The sequence below is a fragment of the Nocardia donostiensis genome (assembly GCF_002081715.1).
GTDB classification, from domain to species: domain Bacteria; phylum Actinomycetota; class Actinomycetes; order Mycobacteriales; family Mycobacteriaceae; genus Nocardia; species Nocardia donostiensis.
On sequence record NZ_MUKP01000007.1, the window covers coordinates 52,598 to 69,850 of the forward strand.

16 protein-coding genes are annotated in these 17,253 nt (G+C 67.6%); 9 read left to right on the plus strand and 7 right to left on the minus strand.

Annotated features, from left to right (window positions below):
* Positions 1-85: 85 nt before the first annotated feature.
* Positions 86-547 carry a hypothetical protein gene (locus tag B0T44_RS26395; protein ID WP_139347742.1) on the minus strand — a complete coding sequence of 154 codons (462 nt, stop codon included), beginning with the start codon at positions 545-547 and terminating at the stop codon, positions 86-88.
* 512 nt (positions 548-1,059) lie between these two features.
* Here B0T44_RS26395 and B0T44_RS06670 point away from each other — a divergent pair.
* From B0T44_RS06670 to ligA, 4 genes are all read left to right on the plus strand, one after another.
* On the plus strand, positions 1,060-2,286 hold the full coding sequence (locus B0T44_RS06670; RefSeq protein ID WP_077115795.1) for a cysteine desulfurase family protein: 1,227 nt from the start codon (positions 1,060-1,062) through the stop codon (positions 2,284-2,286).
* Complete coding sequence (mnmA, locus tag B0T44_RS06675; protein WP_077115796.1) at positions 2,286-3,386, plus strand: tRNA 2-thiouridine(34) synthase MnmA; 1,101 nt, start codon at positions 2,286-2,288, stop codon at positions 3,384-3,386. Before B0T44_RS06670 ends, mnmA begins: the two co-directional genes overlap by 1 nt.
* Positions 3,383-4,408 carry a methionine synthase gene (locus tag B0T44_RS06680; protein WP_077115797.1) on the plus strand — a complete coding sequence of 342 codons (1,026 nt, stop codon included), beginning with the start codon at positions 3,383-3,385 and terminating at the stop codon, positions 4,406-4,408. Before mnmA ends, B0T44_RS06680 begins: the two co-directional genes overlap by 4 nt.
* Positions 4,409-4,859: 451 nt before the next feature.
* Positions 4,860-6,986 carry an NAD-dependent DNA ligase LigA gene (ligA, locus tag B0T44_RS06685; RefSeq protein ID WP_077115917.1) on the plus strand — a complete coding sequence of 709 codons (2,127 nt, stop codon included), beginning with the start codon at positions 4,860-4,862 and terminating at the stop codon, positions 6,984-6,986.
* 192 nt (positions 6,987-7,178) lie between these two features.
* Here ligA and B0T44_RS28405 read toward each other — a convergent pair whose 3' ends face one another.
* Both B0T44_RS28405 and B0T44_RS06695 read right to left on the minus strand, forming a co-directional pair.
* Entirely contained in the window at positions 7,179-7,778 is a 600-nt protein-coding gene (locus tag B0T44_RS28405) for an acyl-CoA-like ligand-binding transcription factor (protein WP_077115798.1), read from the minus strand.
* On the minus strand, positions 7,775-8,749 hold the full coding sequence (locus B0T44_RS06695) for an amidohydrolase family protein (RefSeq protein WP_077115799.1): 975 nt from the start codon (positions 8,747-8,749) through the stop codon (positions 7,775-7,777). Before B0T44_RS06695 ends, B0T44_RS28405 begins: the two co-directional genes overlap by 4 nt.
* A gap of 223 nt (positions 8,750-8,972) precedes the next feature.
* Here B0T44_RS06695 and B0T44_RS06700 point away from each other — a divergent pair, with 223 nt between their 5' ends.
* The 3 genes from B0T44_RS06700 (at position 8,973) to B0T44_RS06710 (ending at position 11,561) form a co-directional block, all read left to right on the plus strand.
* Positions 8,973-10,217: an AAA family ATPase gene (locus tag B0T44_RS06700; RefSeq protein ID WP_077115800.1), complete on the plus strand. Its 1,245-nt coding sequence runs from the start codon at positions 8,973-8,975 to the stop codon at positions 10,215-10,217.
* Positions 10,218-10,668: 451 nt separating this feature from the next.
* Positions 10,669-11,013: a hypothetical protein gene (locus B0T44_RS06705; protein WP_077115801.1), complete on the plus strand. Its 345-nt coding sequence runs from the start codon at positions 10,669-10,671 to the stop codon at positions 11,011-11,013.
* A gap of 26 nt (positions 11,014-11,039) precedes the next feature.
* The gene (locus B0T44_RS06710) at positions 11,040-11,561 is read left to right on the plus strand and encodes a GNAT family N-acetyltransferase (RefSeq protein WP_245839275.1); all 522 of its coding nucleotides are present in this window, start codon (positions 11,040-11,042) and stop codon (positions 11,559-11,561) included.
* A gap of 29 nt (positions 11,562-11,590) precedes the next feature.
* Here the strand turns inward: B0T44_RS06710 and B0T44_RS06715 are convergent, their stop codons facing one another.
* Positions 11,591-12,241, minus strand: coding sequence for an ACT domain-containing protein (locus B0T44_RS06715; RefSeq protein WP_077115803.1), 651 nt, complete (start codon positions 12,239-12,241; stop codon positions 11,591-11,593).
* Positions 12,242-12,545: 304 nt separating this feature from the next.
* Here B0T44_RS06715 and gatC point away from each other — a divergent pair, with 304 nt between their 5' ends.
* Complete coding sequence (gene gatC / locus B0T44_RS06720; RefSeq protein WP_077115804.1) at positions 12,546-12,845, plus strand: Asp-tRNA(Asn)/Glu-tRNA(Gln) amidotransferase subunit GatC; 300 nt, start codon at positions 12,546-12,548, stop codon at positions 12,843-12,845.
* Positions 12,842-14,314 (plus strand): Asp-tRNA(Asn)/Glu-tRNA(Gln) amidotransferase subunit GatA, encoded by a 1,473-nt coding sequence (gatA, locus tag B0T44_RS06725; protein WP_077115805.1) that lies wholly within the window; start codon positions 12,842-12,844, stop codon positions 14,312-14,314. The genes gatC and gatA overlap by 4 nt, the downstream gene beginning before the upstream one ends.
* An 84-nt stretch (positions 14,315-14,398) precedes the next feature.
* Here the strand turns inward: gatA and B0T44_RS06730 are convergent, their stop codons facing one another.
* The 3 genes from B0T44_RS06730 to B0T44_RS06740 are packed head-to-tail and all read right to left on the minus strand — an operon-like array spanning position 14,399 to position 17,114.
* Complete coding sequence (locus B0T44_RS06730) at positions 14,399-14,833, minus strand: SRPBCC domain-containing protein (protein WP_254893660.1); 435 nt, start codon at positions 14,831-14,833, stop codon at positions 14,399-14,401.
* Positions 14,834-14,883: 50 nt separating this feature from the next.
* Entirely contained in the window at positions 14,884-16,389 is a 1,506-nt protein-coding gene (locus B0T44_RS06735) for an alpha/beta-hydrolase family protein (protein WP_254854165.1), read from the minus strand.
* The gene (locus B0T44_RS06740; RefSeq protein WP_139347743.1) at positions 16,386-17,114 is read right to left on the minus strand and encodes a hypothetical protein; all 729 of its coding nucleotides are present in this window, start codon (positions 17,112-17,114) and stop codon (positions 16,386-16,388) included. The genes B0T44_RS06735 and B0T44_RS06740 overlap by 4 nt, the downstream gene beginning before the upstream one ends.
* Positions 17,115-17,253 lie beyond the last annotated feature (139 nt).

Here is a 17,253-nt window from a genome sequence, read left to right on the forward strand (position 1 = left end):
TCGACAGCCGACCGCTGGCGACGGGGGCCGAGACCGCCGAAGAGGGCACTCGGTGCTCAATAAGCGCCCCGGCGCGGTCACCGTTTCAGAATGCGCTGCCTGTGGACGGCAGCGGGAACGGGAAGTGACCGTGCCTGCCGCGGCCGTGGTTCCAGTGGTGGTTGTTGTGGTGGCCGTGGTTCCAGTGGCTGTGATCGTGCCGATGGTGGTTGCGGCCGTGATTGTTGCGCCCGCGGTCCCAATCGGCGTGGTCGTTGCGGCCACGGTTCCAGTGCCCGTGGTCGTGGCGCCCGCGGTTCCAATGGCCGTGGTCGTGGCGACCGTACGAGCCGTGGTTGTGGCGGCCGTGATTGTGCCGTCCGTGGCCGTGGTTGTGCTTGCCGCCGGGGCGGCTGACCGTCTCGACCTGCTCGGACGGTTCCAGTGCGATCGGCGCGGCCGATGCAGGAACGGCGACGGCTGTGAGCGGCATCAGGGCCAGCACAGATGCGGTGGCCACTCGTGCCAGCACTCGGCGGGTGCGCTGTGGGCGGTTCTCTCGGCTCATCGGGAATGTCCTCGTTCGAAGTTCGGGCGGCTGTCCGGCCGCGGGGTTGGTGGTGATTCCGATTGGCTTCCGGTGATGCAAGCCAGCCAACCTTTGTGACGTTGACTACCGTACCGCTAAATAACGGTACGTTCAACATGTAAAATTGTTTCAAGGCAATCGAGACATCGGCTCGAGCCCCGCCGAACAGGACTGGCATGACCGGTAGGCGGATGGCATGCAGGTGATCGAAGAGCGACCGACGCTTACCGAGGTCGCCCTCGTTGCGGTCCAGTCGCACGCCTGAGATGGTCCTGACCGGAGGTACGTTGGCCGGTCAGGACCACTCGGCCGACGTACCTCCGGTGGGCGAGGAGCAGGACGGCCCGGAGCGGCACTGCAGGTGGGCTCCCGGAATACCGGCAGGCGATCAGTGGTTTGCCGAGCGTGGGGTCAACTCGTAGTCGTAGCGTAAAGAGCCGGGGGATACCCCGCAGATATGCAGGTCAACGGTGGGATAGGCTGGATTGGTCATGAAGTCGGCGTTCCAGGGTGCGGTCAGCGGTGTGCCCACAACGGTCTACCTCGATCATGCGGCGACCACACCGATGCTGCCCGCCGCCATCGAGGCAATGACGGGTGCGCTGGGACTGCTCGGCAATGCGTCCTCGCTGCACGGGTCCGGTCGGGCCGCCCGGCGTCGACTGGAGGAAGCGCGCGAGTCGATCGCGGCGGATCTGGGGGCGCGGCCCTCAGAGGTGATCTTCACCTCGGGTGGTACCGAAAGCGATAATCTCGCGGTCAAAGGCATCTACTGGGCTCGTCGCGACGCCGCACCGCACCGCACTCGCGTGCTCGCCAGTGCCGTGGAACATCACGCCGTGCTCGACGCGGTCGAATGGCTGCACAAGCACGAGGGTGCGCAGGTGACCTGGCTGCCGGTGGACGGCGATGGGATGGTGTCGCCGCGCACGCTGCGCGAAGCGCTGGCCGAATACGGTGACGAGGTCGCGCTGGTGAGCGTCGTGTGGGCCAATAACGAGGTCGGCGCGATCCAGCCGATCGGGGAGCTCGCGGCGCTGGCGCAGGAATTCGGGGTGCCCATCCACAGCGACGCCGTGCAGGCCGCCGCCCAACTACCGATCGACTTCGCCGGTAGCGGTCTGTCGGCGGCCAGTGTGGCCGGTCACAAGGTCGGCGGGCCGCACGGGATCGGGGTACTGCTGCTCGGCAGGCAGGTGCCGTGTGTGCCGATCCAGCACGGCGGCGGGCACGAACGTGACCTACGGTCGGGAACCTCTGATGTGCCCGCGGCGGTGGGACTGGCCGCCGCGCTGCACCAGACAGTGACGGAGCTGCCCGCGAACACCGCGGAGCTGACTTCGCTGCGCGACGAACTGATCGCCGGCGTTCGCGAACTCGTCCCGGATGCCGTACTCAACGGCCCGCACGACGAGCGCCGGCTGCCGGGTAACGCCCATTTCACTTTCCCGGGCTGTGAAGGCGATTCGCTGCTGATGCTGCTCGACGCCGCCGGTATCGAATGTTCGACCGGTTCGGCGTGCACCGCGGGTGTCGCCTCACCCAGCCATGTACTGATCGCGATGGGCGTCGAGCCGCGACAGGCGCGCGGCTCTCTACGATTTTCTTTGGGGCACACCACGACCCGATCCGATATCCGGGCGTTGCTCGAGGTGCTGCCGCATGTGGTGGAACGGGCCAGGGCCGCGGGACTGGCCGGTGCGAGAGGAGGTGTCTGATGCGAGTACTCGCCGCGATGAGCGGGGGTGTGGATTCGGCGGTTGCGGCGGCACGGGCCGTCGACGCCGGTCATGAGGTGGTCGGAGTGCATTTGGCGCTGTCGACGGCGCCCGGCACGCTGCGCACCGGATCGCGCGGCTGCTGCTCGAAGGAGGACGCCGGTGACGCGCGCCGCGCCGCCGACGTGCTCGGCATCCCGTTCTATGTCTGGGATTTCGCCGACCGGTTCAAAGAGGACGTGATCGACGATTTCGTCGCCGCCTACGCGGCAGGCGAGACCCCGAACCCGTGCCTGCGCTGCAACGAGAAGATCAAGTTCTCCGCGCTGGCCGACCGGGCGGTCGCGCTCGGTTTCGATGCCGTTGTCACCGGGCATTACGCGCGGCTGAACGACGGTGTGCTGCGCCGCGCCGTCGACGCCGACAAGGACCAGTCCTATGTGCTGGCGGTATTGACTGCGCAGCAGCTGTCGCGGGCAATGTTCCCCGTCGGTGACACCCCGAAGCCGCAGATTCGTGCCGAGGCCGCCGAACGCGGGCTGGCGGTGGCGAACAAACCCGACAGCCACGACATCTGCTTCATCCCCTCCGGTGATACGCGCGCGTTCCTCGGGGCGAAGATCGGCATCCGGCCGGGCGCGATCGTCGACGCCGACGGCGCCGAACTCGGCAAGCATGAAGGTGTGCACGGCTTCACCATCGGCCAGCGCAAAGGGCTCGGGCTGCCCGGCCCGGCCGCCGACGGGAAACCGCGCTACGTCACCGGCATCGATCCCGACACCGGCACCGTCCAGGTGGGATCGGCACAGGATCTGCACGTGTGGACGATCGAGGCCGAGAAGGCGGTCTGGACCTCCGGATCCGCTCCCGACGGCCCCGTCGACTGCATCGCGCAGGTTCGCGCGCACGGCGGCACCGCGCCCGCCGTCGCCGAAGCGTCCGGTGACGGACTGACCGTGCGATTGCGGGAGTCGTTGACTGGTGTCGCTCGCGGCCAGGCTGTCGTGCTGTACCTGCCCGACGCGGACGGCGATCGGGTAATCGGCAGCGGCACCATCTGCGCGACCGCCCGCACCGCCCCCACGGGCGCGGTCGGGTGAGGAACGGCATACCGGCCGGGGTCGCTACGGGAGTCGGCTCCTGGCCGGGCACCGATCCCCGCGAAGCGGCGGCCGTCGTCGTGGGGGAACTGGCCGGGTTGCCGCATCTTGTCGAGCTGCCCGCCCGCGGCGTCGGCGCCGATATGCTCGGCCGCGCCTCGGCGCTGCTGGTCGATATCCAGTTCGACACCACACCAAGGGGATACCGGCTCACGTCCCGCCCGGGTGCGGTAGCGCGGCGGGCGCGCGACCTGCTCCGCACCGACATCGACGCACTAGACGGAGCCTGGGAGACGGCCGGGCTCCCCGGAAAAGGCCGCGTGGTGAAAGTTCAGGCCACCGGGCCGTTGACACTCGCCGCGCAGGTCGAACTTGCGGGCGGGCGCCGTGCCCTCACCGACCCGGGCGCCGTACGCGACCTGTCGGAATCATTGGCCGAAGGCCTCGCCGGGCATATCGCCGAAGTCGGTAAACGCCTCGACGCTCAGGTGGTGCTGCAACTGGACGAACCGTCGTTGACCGAGGTGCTCGACGGATCCCTCAGTGGCACGAGCGTGCTCGATACGGTGCGCGCGGTCCCCGAACCGGAGGCGCTGGCGCTACTCGACACCGTCATCGAAGCCCAGCAGGCGCCGGTTCTGGTGCACACCTGCGCCGCACCGCCCGCACTGGATCTGCTGCGCCGCTCGGCCGCACATTCCCTCGGCTTCGACCTGTTCGTTATCAGTACCAGGCAGCTCGACGCCATCGGCGAAACCATCGACTCGGGGAAAGGCCTCGTCCTCGGTTTGGTCCCGACCACACCGCCGACAGCGCCGCTCACTTGGCGCGACGTTGCCGAACCTGCCGTCCGCCTGATCGACCGGCTCGGTTTCCCACGCGGCACCTTGCGGCAGGTCTCCGTCAGCCCGGCCTGTGGCCTCGCCGAAGCACCGCTGACCTGGGCGCGGCAGGCCCTACGGTTGGCAAACGAGGTCGCGAATGTCTTCGCCGACGAACCCGAATCGCTGCTGATGAACTGAGCTGGTCCCAGCAGCCGCCGTGGCTCCGCTGGTCAGCGATCGAGTTGCCGGCAGTTCGACTGTCCTGAGCACTGGCTTCCCGGCTGTGGCGCCCGCCCCGGCTCACGTTGGCTCGGCGTGACAGCCCTGCGGCCGGTGGGGGAGGTCGGGGACGTCTTCGCTGATGAACCCGAACCGCTGACGACGGACTGAGCTGGGTGATGCAGCCGTCGTGACTTCGCTGGACGGCGATCGAGTTGCCGGCAGGTCGACTGTATGAGCACGGCTTCGCGTCCGAGGGCAGTCGGTCCGGCCCAGCTGGCCTCAGGACGGTTCACTTGCGAACGCGGGTTGTTCAGGCTGGAGGCGTGTCTGCACCACCGTTGCGCACCCATCCGGATCAGTGCGGCGACGTGCGGGAACGTGACCGAGGTTGTCGGTGGGCTCCGCTAATGTGCCAGGCGTGAGTGACATCGGAAGTGGCGCCGAACCGGAAACCGTCGAGGCTGCCGAGCCTGCGACAGCGGAGCAGCGCAGGCAATGGCAGGAGCTCGCCGATGAGGTGCGCGAGCATCAGTTCCGCTATTACGTGCGCGACGCGCCGATCATCTCCGACGGGGAATTCGACGAACTGTTCCAGCGGTTGCTCGCCCTGGAGTCCGAGCATCCGGATCTGCGTGCCCCGGACTCGCCGACGCAGCTGGTCGGCGGCGGGTTCGCCACCGATTTCACCCCGGTCGACCATCTCGAGCGGATGCTGTCGCTGGACAACGCCTTCCGCCTAGAGGACATGCGCGCGTGGGCCGCGCGGGTGGAAGCCGAAACCGGTCCCGGCCTGCACTATCTGTGTGAGGTGAAGATCGACGGTGTCGCGCTGAACCTCGTGTACCAGCACGGGCGGCTGGTCCGCGGCGCCACCCGCGGCGACGGGCGCACCGGTGAGGACGTCACCCTCAACGCGCGCACCATCGAAGACATCCCCGGCGAACTGACCGCGCATCCGGACCATCCGATCCCGGACCTGCTGGAAGTGCGCGGCGAAGTGTATTTCCGGCTCGAGGATTTCGAGACCCTCAACGCCGCCATCGTCGCCGAAGGCAAAGCGCCGTATGCCAATCCGCGCAACACCGCCGCCGGGTCGCTGCGACAGAAGGACCCGTCGGTCACTGCGCGGCGGCGGCTGCGCATGATCTGTCACGGCATCGGCCGCATCGACGGCTACACCCCGAACTCGTTGCACGAGGCATACGAAGCGCTCGCCGCGTGGGGTCTGCCCGTTTCCGCGCACACGAAACTGGTCGGCAACATCGACGAGGTGCTGGAGCAGATCACCTACTGGGGTGAGCACCGGCACGATATCGAGCACGAAATCGACGGCCTGGTGGTGAAGGTCGACGAACGCGCCCTGCAGCGCAGGCTCGGCTCGACTTCTCGTGCCCCACGCTGGGCGATCGCGTTCAAATATCCGCCGGAGGAGGCCACGACCAAACTCCGCAATATCGCCGTGAACGTCGGCCGCACCGGCCGGGTGACCCCGTTCGCGGTAATGGAACCGGTGGTGATCGCCGGATCAACGGTCTCGATGGCGACCCTGCACAATGCCGCCGAAGTGGTGCGCAAAGGCGTGCTGATCGGCGACACCGTCACCATCCGCAAGGCCGGTGACGTGATCCCCGAAGTGCTCGGACCCGTCGTCGATATGCGCGACGGCTCCGAACGCGAATTCGTCATGCCCACGCACTGCCCCGAATGCGGCACCGAACTCGCCTTCGAAAAGGAAGGCGACGCCGATATCCGCTGCCCGAACCAGCGGACTTGCCCCGCGCAGTTGCGGGAACGGGTGTTCCACGTCGCCGGGCGCGGCGCCTTCGATATCGAAGCCCTCGGCTACGAGGGCGCGATCGCGCTGCTCGATTCCGGCGCCATCGCCGACGAAGGCGACCTGTTCGACCTCACCGAGGAACGTCTACGCAACACCCCGTTGTTCGTCAACAAGAACGGCAGCCTCTCGGCCAACGGCCGCCGACTACTCGACAACCTCGCCACCGCGAAGCACCGGCCGCTGTGGCGGGTGCTGGTCGCCCTGTCGATCCGCCATGTCGGTCCCACCGCCGCCCGCGCCCTCGCCATCGAGTTCGGCAGTATGCACCGCATCGAACAGGCGTCGGTGGAGGAACTCGCCGCCACCGATGGTGTCGGCCCCACCATCGCGACAGCGGTCACCGAATGGTTCACCGTCGACTGGCATCGCGCCATCGTCGACAAATGGCGTGCTGCAGGCGTGCGGATGGAAGACGAACGCGACGACACCATCGAACGCACCCTCGAAGGGCTGTCGATCGTAGTCACGGGATCACTGGAAGGGTTCTCCCGCGACGGTGCGAAAGAGGCCATCCTGCGGCGCGGTGGAAAAGCAGCCGGTTCGGTGTCGAAGAAAACCGCGTTCGTCGTCGTCGGGGACGCCCCCGGCTCCAAAGCCGCCAAAGCCGAGGAACTGGGCATTCCGATCCTCGACGAAGACGGCTTCCGATTACTACTGGAATCGGGGCCGGATGCCGTCGCTGCCGCCTCCGACAGCTCCGAGAGCGCACCGGAATAGGCTTCCCGGGCTCGTCTACCAGGACGGAAATCATGGACGGCCGGATACCGGCGAACAGCAGCGTGAGGCACAGTACCGGCGAACTCCGGGATACGGTGAGCTCGAGCCCTAGGTTTCCGGCGAACGCATCAGGGGCTCTGGTCAGCGGACCTGGTAGTCAGAGCGTATGACGAGACCGTTCGATTCGATGCTTCACGTGGGAGAAGCCGTTGGTGGGTCGACTGCGACCACAGTGAGTTTGACGAGTGTTTCGTCGAGCAGCGTGGCGAAATCGGTGTGCGGATTTTCTTGCACCGCAAGCACGGCTGCGAAACCGGCTCCGACGACGGCGCCGACGACCGCGCGGACCGCCGGATCATCTGGACCGGTGCCGCTGCGTTCGGCGACGAGACCGGCTATCGTGCGGCCGGCACCGATGAGCTGGTCCAGCAGTACGGCCCGCAGCGGCGGTACTGATGTCATCAGCTCTATCCGTTCGCGCAGGTGGTGCTGTTCGGTCGGCGGCAGTTCGGTGAAGGTGTCGCGAAGCGCTGTGCGCATCGCTTCGAAAGAACCGGTATCGGCTGGTTGTGCCCGGAACCGCGCGACGAAGGAAAAGTCGAGATCGTCCCACAGCACGACGTCTTCTTTGGTAGGGAAGTAGCGGAAGAAGGTCCGCTCGGAGACCTCCGCGGCCTCGGCGATCTGTTTGACCGTCGTGTTCTCATAACCTTGCTGACCGAACAGGCGCAGCGCGTGCTCTTGGATCGCACGACGCGTGCGTTCCTTCTTCCTTTCGCGCAGTCCACTCATGACGGCAACCTCAGCAGACGTTCGGCATTGCGGTAGGCGATCTGTTCCCGGTCTGGTCGACCGACCGGAAGCTGATCCAGGAAGGATCGTGCGATGTCCATCGAACCGTAGGGATGGTCGGTGGCGAAGAGTATTCGGTCGGCGCCGACCTGCAGCAGCAGGTTCAAGAACGTGGGTGTCCAGTTGAACGCGGCGAACGTGTAGTGGAGGTTGGTCGTGAAGTACTCGCCGACCGGTCGTTCCAGTTTCACGACGTGGGACATGATTTGTTCGAATCGCGGCATCATGAACGAGAGTCCTTCACCCATGTGACCGATCACCAACTGGAGCTCGGGGAAGCGGTCGAACGCCCCGCTGAGCACGATACGCAGGACGTGGGTCGCGGTCTCGATGTGCCAGCCCCAGCCGCTGGTCGCGAACGTCTCGGCTACCTCAGGCGGGTAGTTGCCGAGGTAGGACGCCTCGACCACCGGCCGCGGGGGCGGTGTCGGGTGTAGGTAGATCGGAACCCGCAACGCCTCGGCCCGTTCCAATATCGGCCAGAAGAACTCGTCGTCCAGATAGCGACCCCGAGTGTGGCCGTTGATCAGTGCCCCGACGAATCCGTGCTCGCGGACCACGCGCTCGAGTTCGTCGGCGGCGCGTTCCGGGACGGCAGTGGGCAAGGTGGCGAATGCGGCGAACCGGGCGGGGTGCCGCCGTACCGCTTCAGCCAGGTGGTCGTTCGTCTCCCGAGCCAGTGACGCGGCCTCGCGCGGATCGGACTGCTCGACTCCCGGCGCGGTCAATGACAGCACCTGCACATCGATCCCGGCCCGGTCCATCGCTGCTATCCGTTCGTCACCGAGCTCCCCGAGCAGGTCCAGGATCGGGCCTCCACCTGCCGCCCGTGCCTGCTCGGCCATTGCACGTCCGGGGCCGGACAGGAAGGCCGGGGTGGTGAAGTGTTCCTCGAGAGCAATTGTTCGCATAGCCCCTCCAATGTGACAGTCGAAGTTCTATTGTCAGTAGGCTGTCAAATTTTTCGGCGATGCGCTACCCGTGAACCTCATCGAGTTTGTGAACCAGGCGCGAAGCCGATGAGGGGTGGCACCGGAGGCCGACAACCGTATTCGTCGGAGTTCCGTCTCGGTTCCCGCCTCGGATCGGCGCGCGGGGCCAGCTATTCGGGCGCTGGTGCGAGAGGATGGCGGAATGCTGCGCAGTTTTCGGGTGACCAACCACAAATCCCTGGCCGAACCGCAGGAACTGCGGTCGAGTCGCGGCGCTAATGCGGTTGCGGTGCCGGTGACCGCGATCCACGGTGGCACCGCTTCGGGCAAAACCAACCTGATCGGCGCGCTGGCCCATATGCGGGACGCGGTGCTGCATTCGGTGACCGGTTGGGACCCGTATGCCGGGCCGGTGCGGGCGCCGCATCTGGATCGCGCCGACCAGCCGTCGGAGTTCGAGGCCGTGTTCGTGGCGGAAGGCTGCCCGTACACCTATGGGTTCCGGCTCGACAACGCCGATGTGGCCGCGGAATGGTTGTACAGCCATCCGCGGTCCAGGAAGCGGATCGTGTTCGAACGGCTCGGCGAACAGGTCAGGATCGGGCCGATGTTCGAGGCGGCGCGGTACGGCATCGCCGCGCTCGCGCCGCTGGTCCGGCCGAATGCGCTGCTGCTGAGCTTGGCCGGGCAGATGTATGCCGAAGCGCTGGTGCCCGCCTACCGCTGGTTCGACACGATGCTGCAGGTGCAGCACGGTGCCGCCGACCCCGGCGCCGTCGAACTGCGGTTGGGTAGTCACCTGTCGCGTTCGGTGCACAACGCGGCCCGCCTGCTCACCCTGCTGCAGTCCGCGGACCTCGGCATCACCGATGTGCTCATCGCGCAGAGCGACCCCATGTACGCCGATTACCTGAGCGAACTCGATACCGATATCGCCGGCCTCACCGAGCAGCTCGAACGCTGCGCGTCCACCCCCGGTTTCGCCGAACAGCTGACCCGGGACAGCGATATCACCGTGCTCGAACTCGATCGCGAACTGACGAATATGCGCAACGCCCGCGACGCCCTCTACGCCAGGATGGTTGCGCGCCGCGGCGTCGGTTTGCGCCTGGTTCACGACGGCGTCGAGACCCCGCTGGCCATCACCGACGAATCCACCGCCACCGTCGCCCTACTGCGTCTGCTGCCGACGATGCTCGACGCCCTCGACTCCGGCCGGGTGCTGGCCGTCGACGATATCGATGCGCACCTACCCGTCGAGGAAACCGACCGCCTCGTCCAGCTGTTCCAGAACCCGGAAACCAACACCCGCGGCGCCCAGTTGATCTTCACCACCGGCAACCGCGCCCTCATCGACCGCGGCAACGGCCGCTCCCACCGCACCCGCACCGCGGTCTGGCAGATCATCCGCACCGGCCACGGAACCAGCGAACTCACCGCCCGCTGAAACCGGCGCACGTGCCGAGGTGCCGCGCATGATCACAGCGAAGGCGTGACACGCCGGGAGCGCATGGCCGGAGCGGAGGTGGATCACCACCGGGGCCCTCGGGTGACGGTGATGTCACTATCCCGCCAGCGGTGGGCGCTGCTGATTCCCACGGTCGGTCGATGTGACTGCTGATCTTGCCGTCGAAATACACTCTGGCACTCGTTTGTGTGGCTGTGCGGTCCTGCTCATGTCACTTGCGGCCGCGCTGGGGATGTCCACTAGCTCCCCGGTGCAGCCGCGATAGCGGATGTGGCGGACTCGTTCGCTGTGTTCAGCGATATCGACTACGCGATCCGGGTCCGGCCGACCGTGCGGCCGGCCCATCCGCCCGCGCAGCTGTGCGAATGCGGGAGGTAAACAGAAATGCGCATGGCCGGAGCGAAGGCGGAGGTACGCATAGCATGGGGTCGTGCTGGAAATCGGGATGCTGATCATCATGGTGGGCGCTTTGGCCGGTGTGCTGGCGCTGTACCTGCGCGGGCGGCGCGGCGTCCAGCTGACCGAACCCGAGGTGGGGACGCTGTACCTGACCGGGGTCAGCCCGCGCCCCGACGCGATGGGGGAGCAGTTCGTGACGCTCACCGGCAACCTTACGGGGCCGTCGGTGCCCGGCGAGGTCGTCTACGGTCGTTTCGTCTGGGACGTCGGCAACTGGCCGTCCATCGGTGACACCCTCACCGTGGTCTACCCGCCGGGGAAGCCGCAGCGCTGGCAGATCGCCGCGCCGGGCTCCGGGAACCCGTTCGAGAAATGACGGACCGGCAGTGTTGCCCGCGGGATGTGGGCACGGATACGCGGGTTGCCGACGTGGTGGTGCGTGCCGCCGTGCCCGCGGAGTACGGGGCGGTGGCGGAGTTGACGGTCGCCGTCTACGGCGGCGAGGGATATGTTCGCGCGGGCAGCCCGTACCTCGCCGAATTGGCCGACACGGCCCGCCGCGCGGCCGCGGCGCAGGTGCTGGTCGCCGAATACGACGGCCGGATCGTCGGCTCGCTGACCGTGGCGCCCGCCGGGAACGAGTACGCGGACATCGCCAGGCCCGGGGAAATCGAGTTCCGGATGCTCGCGGTCGCCGCCGACGCGCGCGGCCTGGGGGCGGGAACTGCGCTGGTGCGCACTGTTATCGATATCGCTCGCACGAAACGGAATGCGGCCGTTGTCCTCACGACAATGCCGAGCATGGTCGATGCCCGCCGCATCTATGACCGCCTGGGTTTCGTCCCGGTGCCGGAACGTAATTGGCTGACACCGGCCGGTGATCCGTTGACGGTGCTGCGCCTTCCGCTGGCCGCCGCCGACTAGCAGCGTGCTACTACCTTCGGGGGCGGCCGTCAGCCGAGGACGGTGGCGACGATCCCGGCCAGGTATCCGAGGCGAGCGACCTCCGACGGCCGGAAATCGGGTCCGCCGGGGCGTCCGAGCAGCAGTGTTTTGCTCGAGTTGCCGAGCGGCGCAGCGGCGAGTTTGGTGTCCATATCGCGCCAGATTTCGGGCACCCAGTCGGCTTCGGGGTCGAGGATCGTGGGTTTCTCTAGCGGCATCCAGGGCGTGGAAGACGCCTGGGTTTCCGGCGCACTCTGACTGCCGACCACGCGGTAGGCCCCTTGCGGACCGATATCGAGGACGGTGCTCCAGCCGACGCGCAGCACTCGTGGCACCCCGTCGACCAGCACCTGTAGCCGGTCGTCGTGGGCGCCGGCGACCTGATCGATCAACTCCAGTTCACGGTGGGTGTCCAGGACACCGGAGTACGGCCGGATGGAATCGACTCGCACATCACCGACCGATTCGGCGGCCGTGATGAGCGTGTCGGGCAGCGCGCCCGGCGACACCTCGACCACGAGATCGTCGACCGCGAAGCCCGCCCCGCGTTCCACGACGTCGAGGGAGAGGATGTCGGCACCGACCGAACCCAATGCGAGGGCTAGCGCACCGAGGCTTCCCGGACGATCCGGAAGTTGCACGCGGAGCAGATAAGACACGTGCGTTTCCCTTTCCTTCTGCGGCCGAGGCTCTGAACGGATACCCGGTCTGGCAATCCTTACACCCGAAGTGGTGGGAATCGAGCCGAATCAGTATCCGGACAGTGACCTGAACCGGCTCGACGACTGGTATGTGAGCCCGGTCTGCGCAGTTCAACGCGCTCGCAGCGGCCCGCGCCCGGCGGGACCGCGCGCAGCGCGAACCGGTTGCCGCCGATGCCTCGCAGGGGCGTCGAGCGCAGGTCGCTAGGCTGTTCGTGACCGTTGACCAATGCTGACAACACCACGCCGAAAGGGGTTCGCGGTGACCGCCATCTCCCGCGACGAGGTCGCACACCTCGCCCGGCTGTCCAGGCTCGCCCTGACCGAGGCCGAACTGGATCAGTTCGCCGGTCAGCTGGATTCGATCCTGAGCCATGTGCGCACCATCTCCGAGGTCGCCGCCGCCGATGTGCCTGCCACCGCGTCGCCGGATCCGGTGACCAATGTGACGCGCCCAGACGATGTCGTGCCCGGCCTGACGCCGGAGCAGGCGCTGTCCGGTGCGCCCGCAGTGGAAGAGCAGCGGTTCATGGTGCCGCAGATCCTGGGAGAAGCGGAATGAGCGACCTGACCACGCTGACCGCCGCCGAACTGGCGGCCAAGATCCACGGCCGCGAGATCACCTCGGTGGAGGTCACCCAAGCCCATCTGGCCCGCATCGCCGAGGTCGACGGGGAGTATCACGCGTTCCTGCACGTCGCGGGTGAGCAGGCGCTGGCCGCGGCCACCGCGGTCGACTCCGCCATCGCGGACGGGGCCGAGCCGGCCTCGTCGCTGGCCGGGGTTCCGTTGGCGCTCAAGGACGTGTTCACCACCACCGATATGCCGACCACCTGCGCCTCGAAAATTCTCGATGGCTGGGTGGCGCCGTACGACGCGACGCTGACCACCAAGCTGCGCCAGGCGGGTATCCCGATCCTCGGGAAAACGAATATGGACGAGTTCGCGATGGGTTCGTCCACCGAGAACTCCGCGTACGGCCCCACCCGCAACCCGTGGGACACCAGCCGGGTCCCCGGCGGTTCCGGTGGCGGCTCAGGGGCCGCGCTGGCGTCGCACCAGGCCCCGCTGGCCATCGGTACCGACACCGGCGGTTCCATCCGCCAACCGGCCGCGCTCACCGCGACCGTCGGCACGAAACCCACCTACGGGACGGTGTCGCGGTTCGGTTTGGTGGCGTGTGCGTCGTCGCTGGATCAGGGCGGCCCATGTGGGCGCACGGTGCTCGACACCGCGTTGCTGCACGAGGTGATCGCGGGGCATGATCCGCGCGATTCCACCTCCCGCAATGTGCCGGTCCCGCCGGTGGTGGCCGCCGCCCGCGCGGGCGCCTCCGGTGACCTGCGCGGGGTGAAGGTCGGGGTGGTGAAGGAACTGCACTCCGACAGCTACCAGTCCGGTGTGCTCGCCTCCTTCGATGCCGCGGTGGCAGTGTTGAAGGAGTTGGGCGCCGAGGTGATCGAGGTGTCGTGCCCGCACTTCGAGTACGCGCTGTCGTCGTACTACCTGGTGATGCCGAGTGAGGTGTCGTCGAACCTGGCTCGTTTCGATGCCATGCGCTACGGCCTGCGTGTCGCCGACGACGGTGCACACAGCGCCGAACAGGTGATGGCAGCGACCCGCGCCGCTGGTTTCGGCCCGGAGGTCAAGCGCCGCATCATGATCGGCACCTATGCGCTGTCGGCCGGCTACTACGACGCCTACTACGGCCAGGCGCTGAAGGTTCGCACCCTGATCGCCCGCGATTTCGACGCCGCCTACGAGCAGGTCGATGTTCTGGTGTCGCCGACGAGCCCGTTCACACCCTGGAAGCTGGGGGAGAAGGTCGACGATCCGCTGGCCATGTACCTGTCCGACCTGTGCACGCTGCCCACCAACCTGGCCGGGCATCCGGCCATGTCGGTGCCGTCGGGGTTGAGCGAGGACGACGGTATGCCCGTCGGTCTGCAGATCATGGCGCCTGCGTTGGCCGACGATCGGCTGTACCGGGTCGGGGCTGCTTATGAGGCGGCTCGCGGACCGATCAGCTGACGAGAACGAATCGGATCGGCCGCCGCATCCAGCGCTGAAGGGTGCGGCGGCCGCTCGATGCTGATCCGCGACGGGCGGCGGGAACTATCCCGCGTGGAGTTGTTCGGCGCGCCGCTGCACACCGGTGACCATCCCCGGGAAGCCTTTACGGAACCCGCCGCCGAACAGCAGTCCGACCAGCGGGGACAACCACCCGGCGAGCTGGAAGTGGGATTCGTAGCGGCACCGGTCGGGACCGAGCTGGGTGACCTTATGGGAGCGTTCGCTGCGCAGCGCGCCGAGCGGGACGGGTTTCATGGAGTAGCTGAACTCGCGGCCGGGGGTGTGGCTGCGGATCCATTCCCGCATCTTCATCGGTTTGGGCATGATGTGGTTCACGACCATATCGATGGGTGCGCCGACCTCCAAGGTCGAACGGCACCTGATGATGAACGGATTCCATTCGCCGTATTGCTCCAGGTCGGTGAGCACCGACCAGACCACCTCGGCAGGGGCATCGATCTCGACCGCGTCGTCCACAACAAGCACACCTCAAACTAGAACGCGTTTCAGCGTGGGGTCAAGGTGGGTCAGCAGCCGGGCAGGACGGTGCCCTGGTCGGTGCCGTAGCGATGACCGTGCCCCGGGGGTGCGTCCAGGGCGTAGAGCAGATCGGCGGTGGTCTGCACGAAGCTGAGCACCGGTATCCAGCCGGGGACCGGGGCGTCGACGCGCGCACCACTCAGGTCCGGTGCGCGCCAGAACAAAGCCGGTGACCAGTGCACAACCGGGTCGGAGGTGTTGGCCAGCACGACCGCCCCGGATCGGTGCACCGCACCCGCGGGCGGACCCGCCCACAGCACCGCACAGGTGCGGCGATCCTGATCGGCGTCGTCGGTGAAAACCGCGCTGCCGCCGAGCGCGCCCAGGCTCTGGCCGTACAGGTACAGGCGCGGTGGGTGCTCGAGCCCGGCGATATACCGTTCGATGGCAGTGAACAGGGCGCGCGCCGAGGTGACCGCGGCTTCGCGACCGAACACGAACGTCGCCCAGCTCGGCGCGTACGAGTACTGCAGTCCGACGAGCGCGACGTCACCGCCGAAACGCTCGTCGAATCCGCGCACGGCATTGGCGTCGATCCACCCCGAACCCGTCGGCACCGCGACCACCAGATGCGACCGTGCGAAACCCCCGGCCCGCTGCAACTCCTGGATCGCCAGCCGCACCCGGGAGTCCAGATCGGAGGCCGAATCCAGCCCGATATAGACGCGCACCGGTCCGACCGGAGCACCCGTGACAAAGCGACGCCCCTCCCGGCCCAGCGTCGACCAGTCCACCATCGATGCCGCGCTGCCCGACCGGGTCACCGATACCGGCCGAACCAGCTCCGGATCGACCGCCGCGTTGGCGTTCGCGTACACACCGAGCTGATAGTCCACCACCGTCGGCACCACTCCGAAGTACCCGACCGTCCCGACCACCATCACCAGCGCGGTACTCCTGGCCCACCTGAGCCTCCGCAGCACCCACCTGATCCCCTGCCCGATCCCGCGCAGCAGCAACACCAGCACTGTCGCAATCACCGCGCAACGCAGCCAGTACCCCGGACCGATCGGCGCCGTGTCCATCGCGGCACGCAGCGTGTTCTGCCAGCTGCCCGCATACCACGCCGCCACCATGATCAACAGCATTGCCACCAGCAGAAACACCCGGCGCCCACGCGTGTTTTCGGCGTTCACCCCCCTACGTCGCAGCATGAACCGGATCAGACCGGCGCCGCCGAGCGCCACGGCAACCAACAGTCCGGTGACCACTGCTTGTGCCTCGGCCGTACGAGGTAGCAAACCTGGGGTGAGGGATGCGGTCACCCCGATACCGATCGCGGCCGTGGTCCCCATCCGGGGCCATATCGGACGGTTCACTACACCTGCACCGCCGTTTTCGCGCGCGGCCCGGCCATCGTCCGGCGTCGGCAGATCGACGGCTGGACGAGGGCAGCCGGCCAGCTGCCCGATGCCCATCGCACCGTCTGTCAGGTCCGCCGCGCTGGAGATGCCCGGAGCATGGCGAGCGTCCGATGTCGTCGTCCGACTCATCGGACACCACCAGCGGCCGGAATGCGCCGCGATACGGGTGCGCGACGTAGGGCGCCGGAGCGGGCGCGACGCGCGTAGATGCCCAGCACCGCTGCGAACGCTGCGAGGCCTCCGCCGACTGCCGTCCAGGGACGCAGTGCAGAACCGACGAAGCCCGCGCCGAACAGCGTTTCGACAACGGGGACGCCGTAGTCCTGACGGCGGGAATTCAGATCGACGGCGGTGGCGGCGATTCCGGCCATGGCCCGGCAGCGGATACGGGCGATGGGTTCGGTTCGCGCTGCGCAGGCCTGCCGCATCCGGACGTCGAGGGTGTGGTCGAGTGCCTGCCGTGCCCACGGGCCCAGCGGGGCGCCGGAACGATCGGCGTAGCGGAGCAGGTCGTAGCCGAGGTCGTGCGCCTTGCAGGCGGTGTCGAATTCGGCGGGCAGCGGCACCGGAGACGAGCAGCCACCATGCGGGGCGACGAGCAGACCGTCCACCGTCGCCGGACGGTACCCGGACACGGCAGCGAAATCGGCGGGAAGCGATATGGTCGAGCCCGGTCCGGAAGTCAGACCGGACACCGCCGCCGCGGCGCGCTCGCTCTCGGCTGCGGGTGGGGTGAAGGTTGCCGCAGAGGTGGCCGGAGCCAGCGCAACCGCCGCCGACATCGCGGTGAGGGTGGCCGCCGCCAGGGCCGCCGCTCGCCGCGAAACCGGGTGATCACTGTTCGATGTGGTCATGATCGCCGACGCTAGGAACCGGGGGCCTGTGCCGACGTCCCACCGCGGGCCGTTTTCTCACCCGCTCCGGCGGGTGAGCAGGGCAGCCGACTAGCTCCCGGGTAGGGGGCCGGAATTCACCCGGGGGTATGAGGCCCGA

What these genes read in the sequence shown, in the direction of transcription:
- B0T44_RS28405 (WP_077115798.1), bottom strand. Translation starts at nt 7,778, where the DNA reads ATGAGTGGACTGCGCGAAAGGAAGAAGGAACGCACGCGTCGTGCGATC.
- B0T44_RS06740 (WP_139347743.1), bottom strand. Translation starts at nt 17,114, where the DNA reads ATGACCACATCGAACAGTGATCACCCGGTTTCGCGGCGAGCGGCGGCC.
- B0T44_RS06700 (WP_077115800.1), top strand. Translation starts at nt 8,973, where the DNA reads ATGCTGCGCAGTTTTCGGGTGACCAACCACAAATCCCTGGCCGAACCG.
- mnmA (WP_077115796.1), top strand. Translation starts at nt 2,286, where the DNA reads ATGCGAGTACTCGCCGCGATGAGCGGGGGTGTGGATTCGGCGGTTGCG.
- gatA (WP_077115805.1), top strand. Translation starts at nt 12,842, where the DNA reads ATGAGCGACCTGACCACGCTGACCGCCGCCGAACTGGCGGCCAAGATC.
- B0T44_RS26395 (WP_139347742.1), bottom strand. Translation starts at nt 547, where the DNA reads ATGAGCCGAGAGAACCGCCCACAGCGCACCCGCCGAGTGCTGGCACGA.
- B0T44_RS06735 (WP_254854165.1), bottom strand. Translation starts at nt 16,389, where the DNA reads ATGAGTCGGACGACGACATCGGACGCTCGCCATGCTCCGGGCATCTCC.
- B0T44_RS06695 (WP_077115799.1), bottom strand. Translation starts at nt 8,749, where the DNA reads ATGCGAACAATTGCTCTCGAGGAACACTTCACCACCCCGGCCTTCCTG.
- B0T44_RS06670 (WP_077115795.1), top strand. Translation starts at nt 1,060, where the DNA reads ATGAAGTCGGCGTTCCAGGGTGCGGTCAGCGGTGTGCCCACAACGGTC.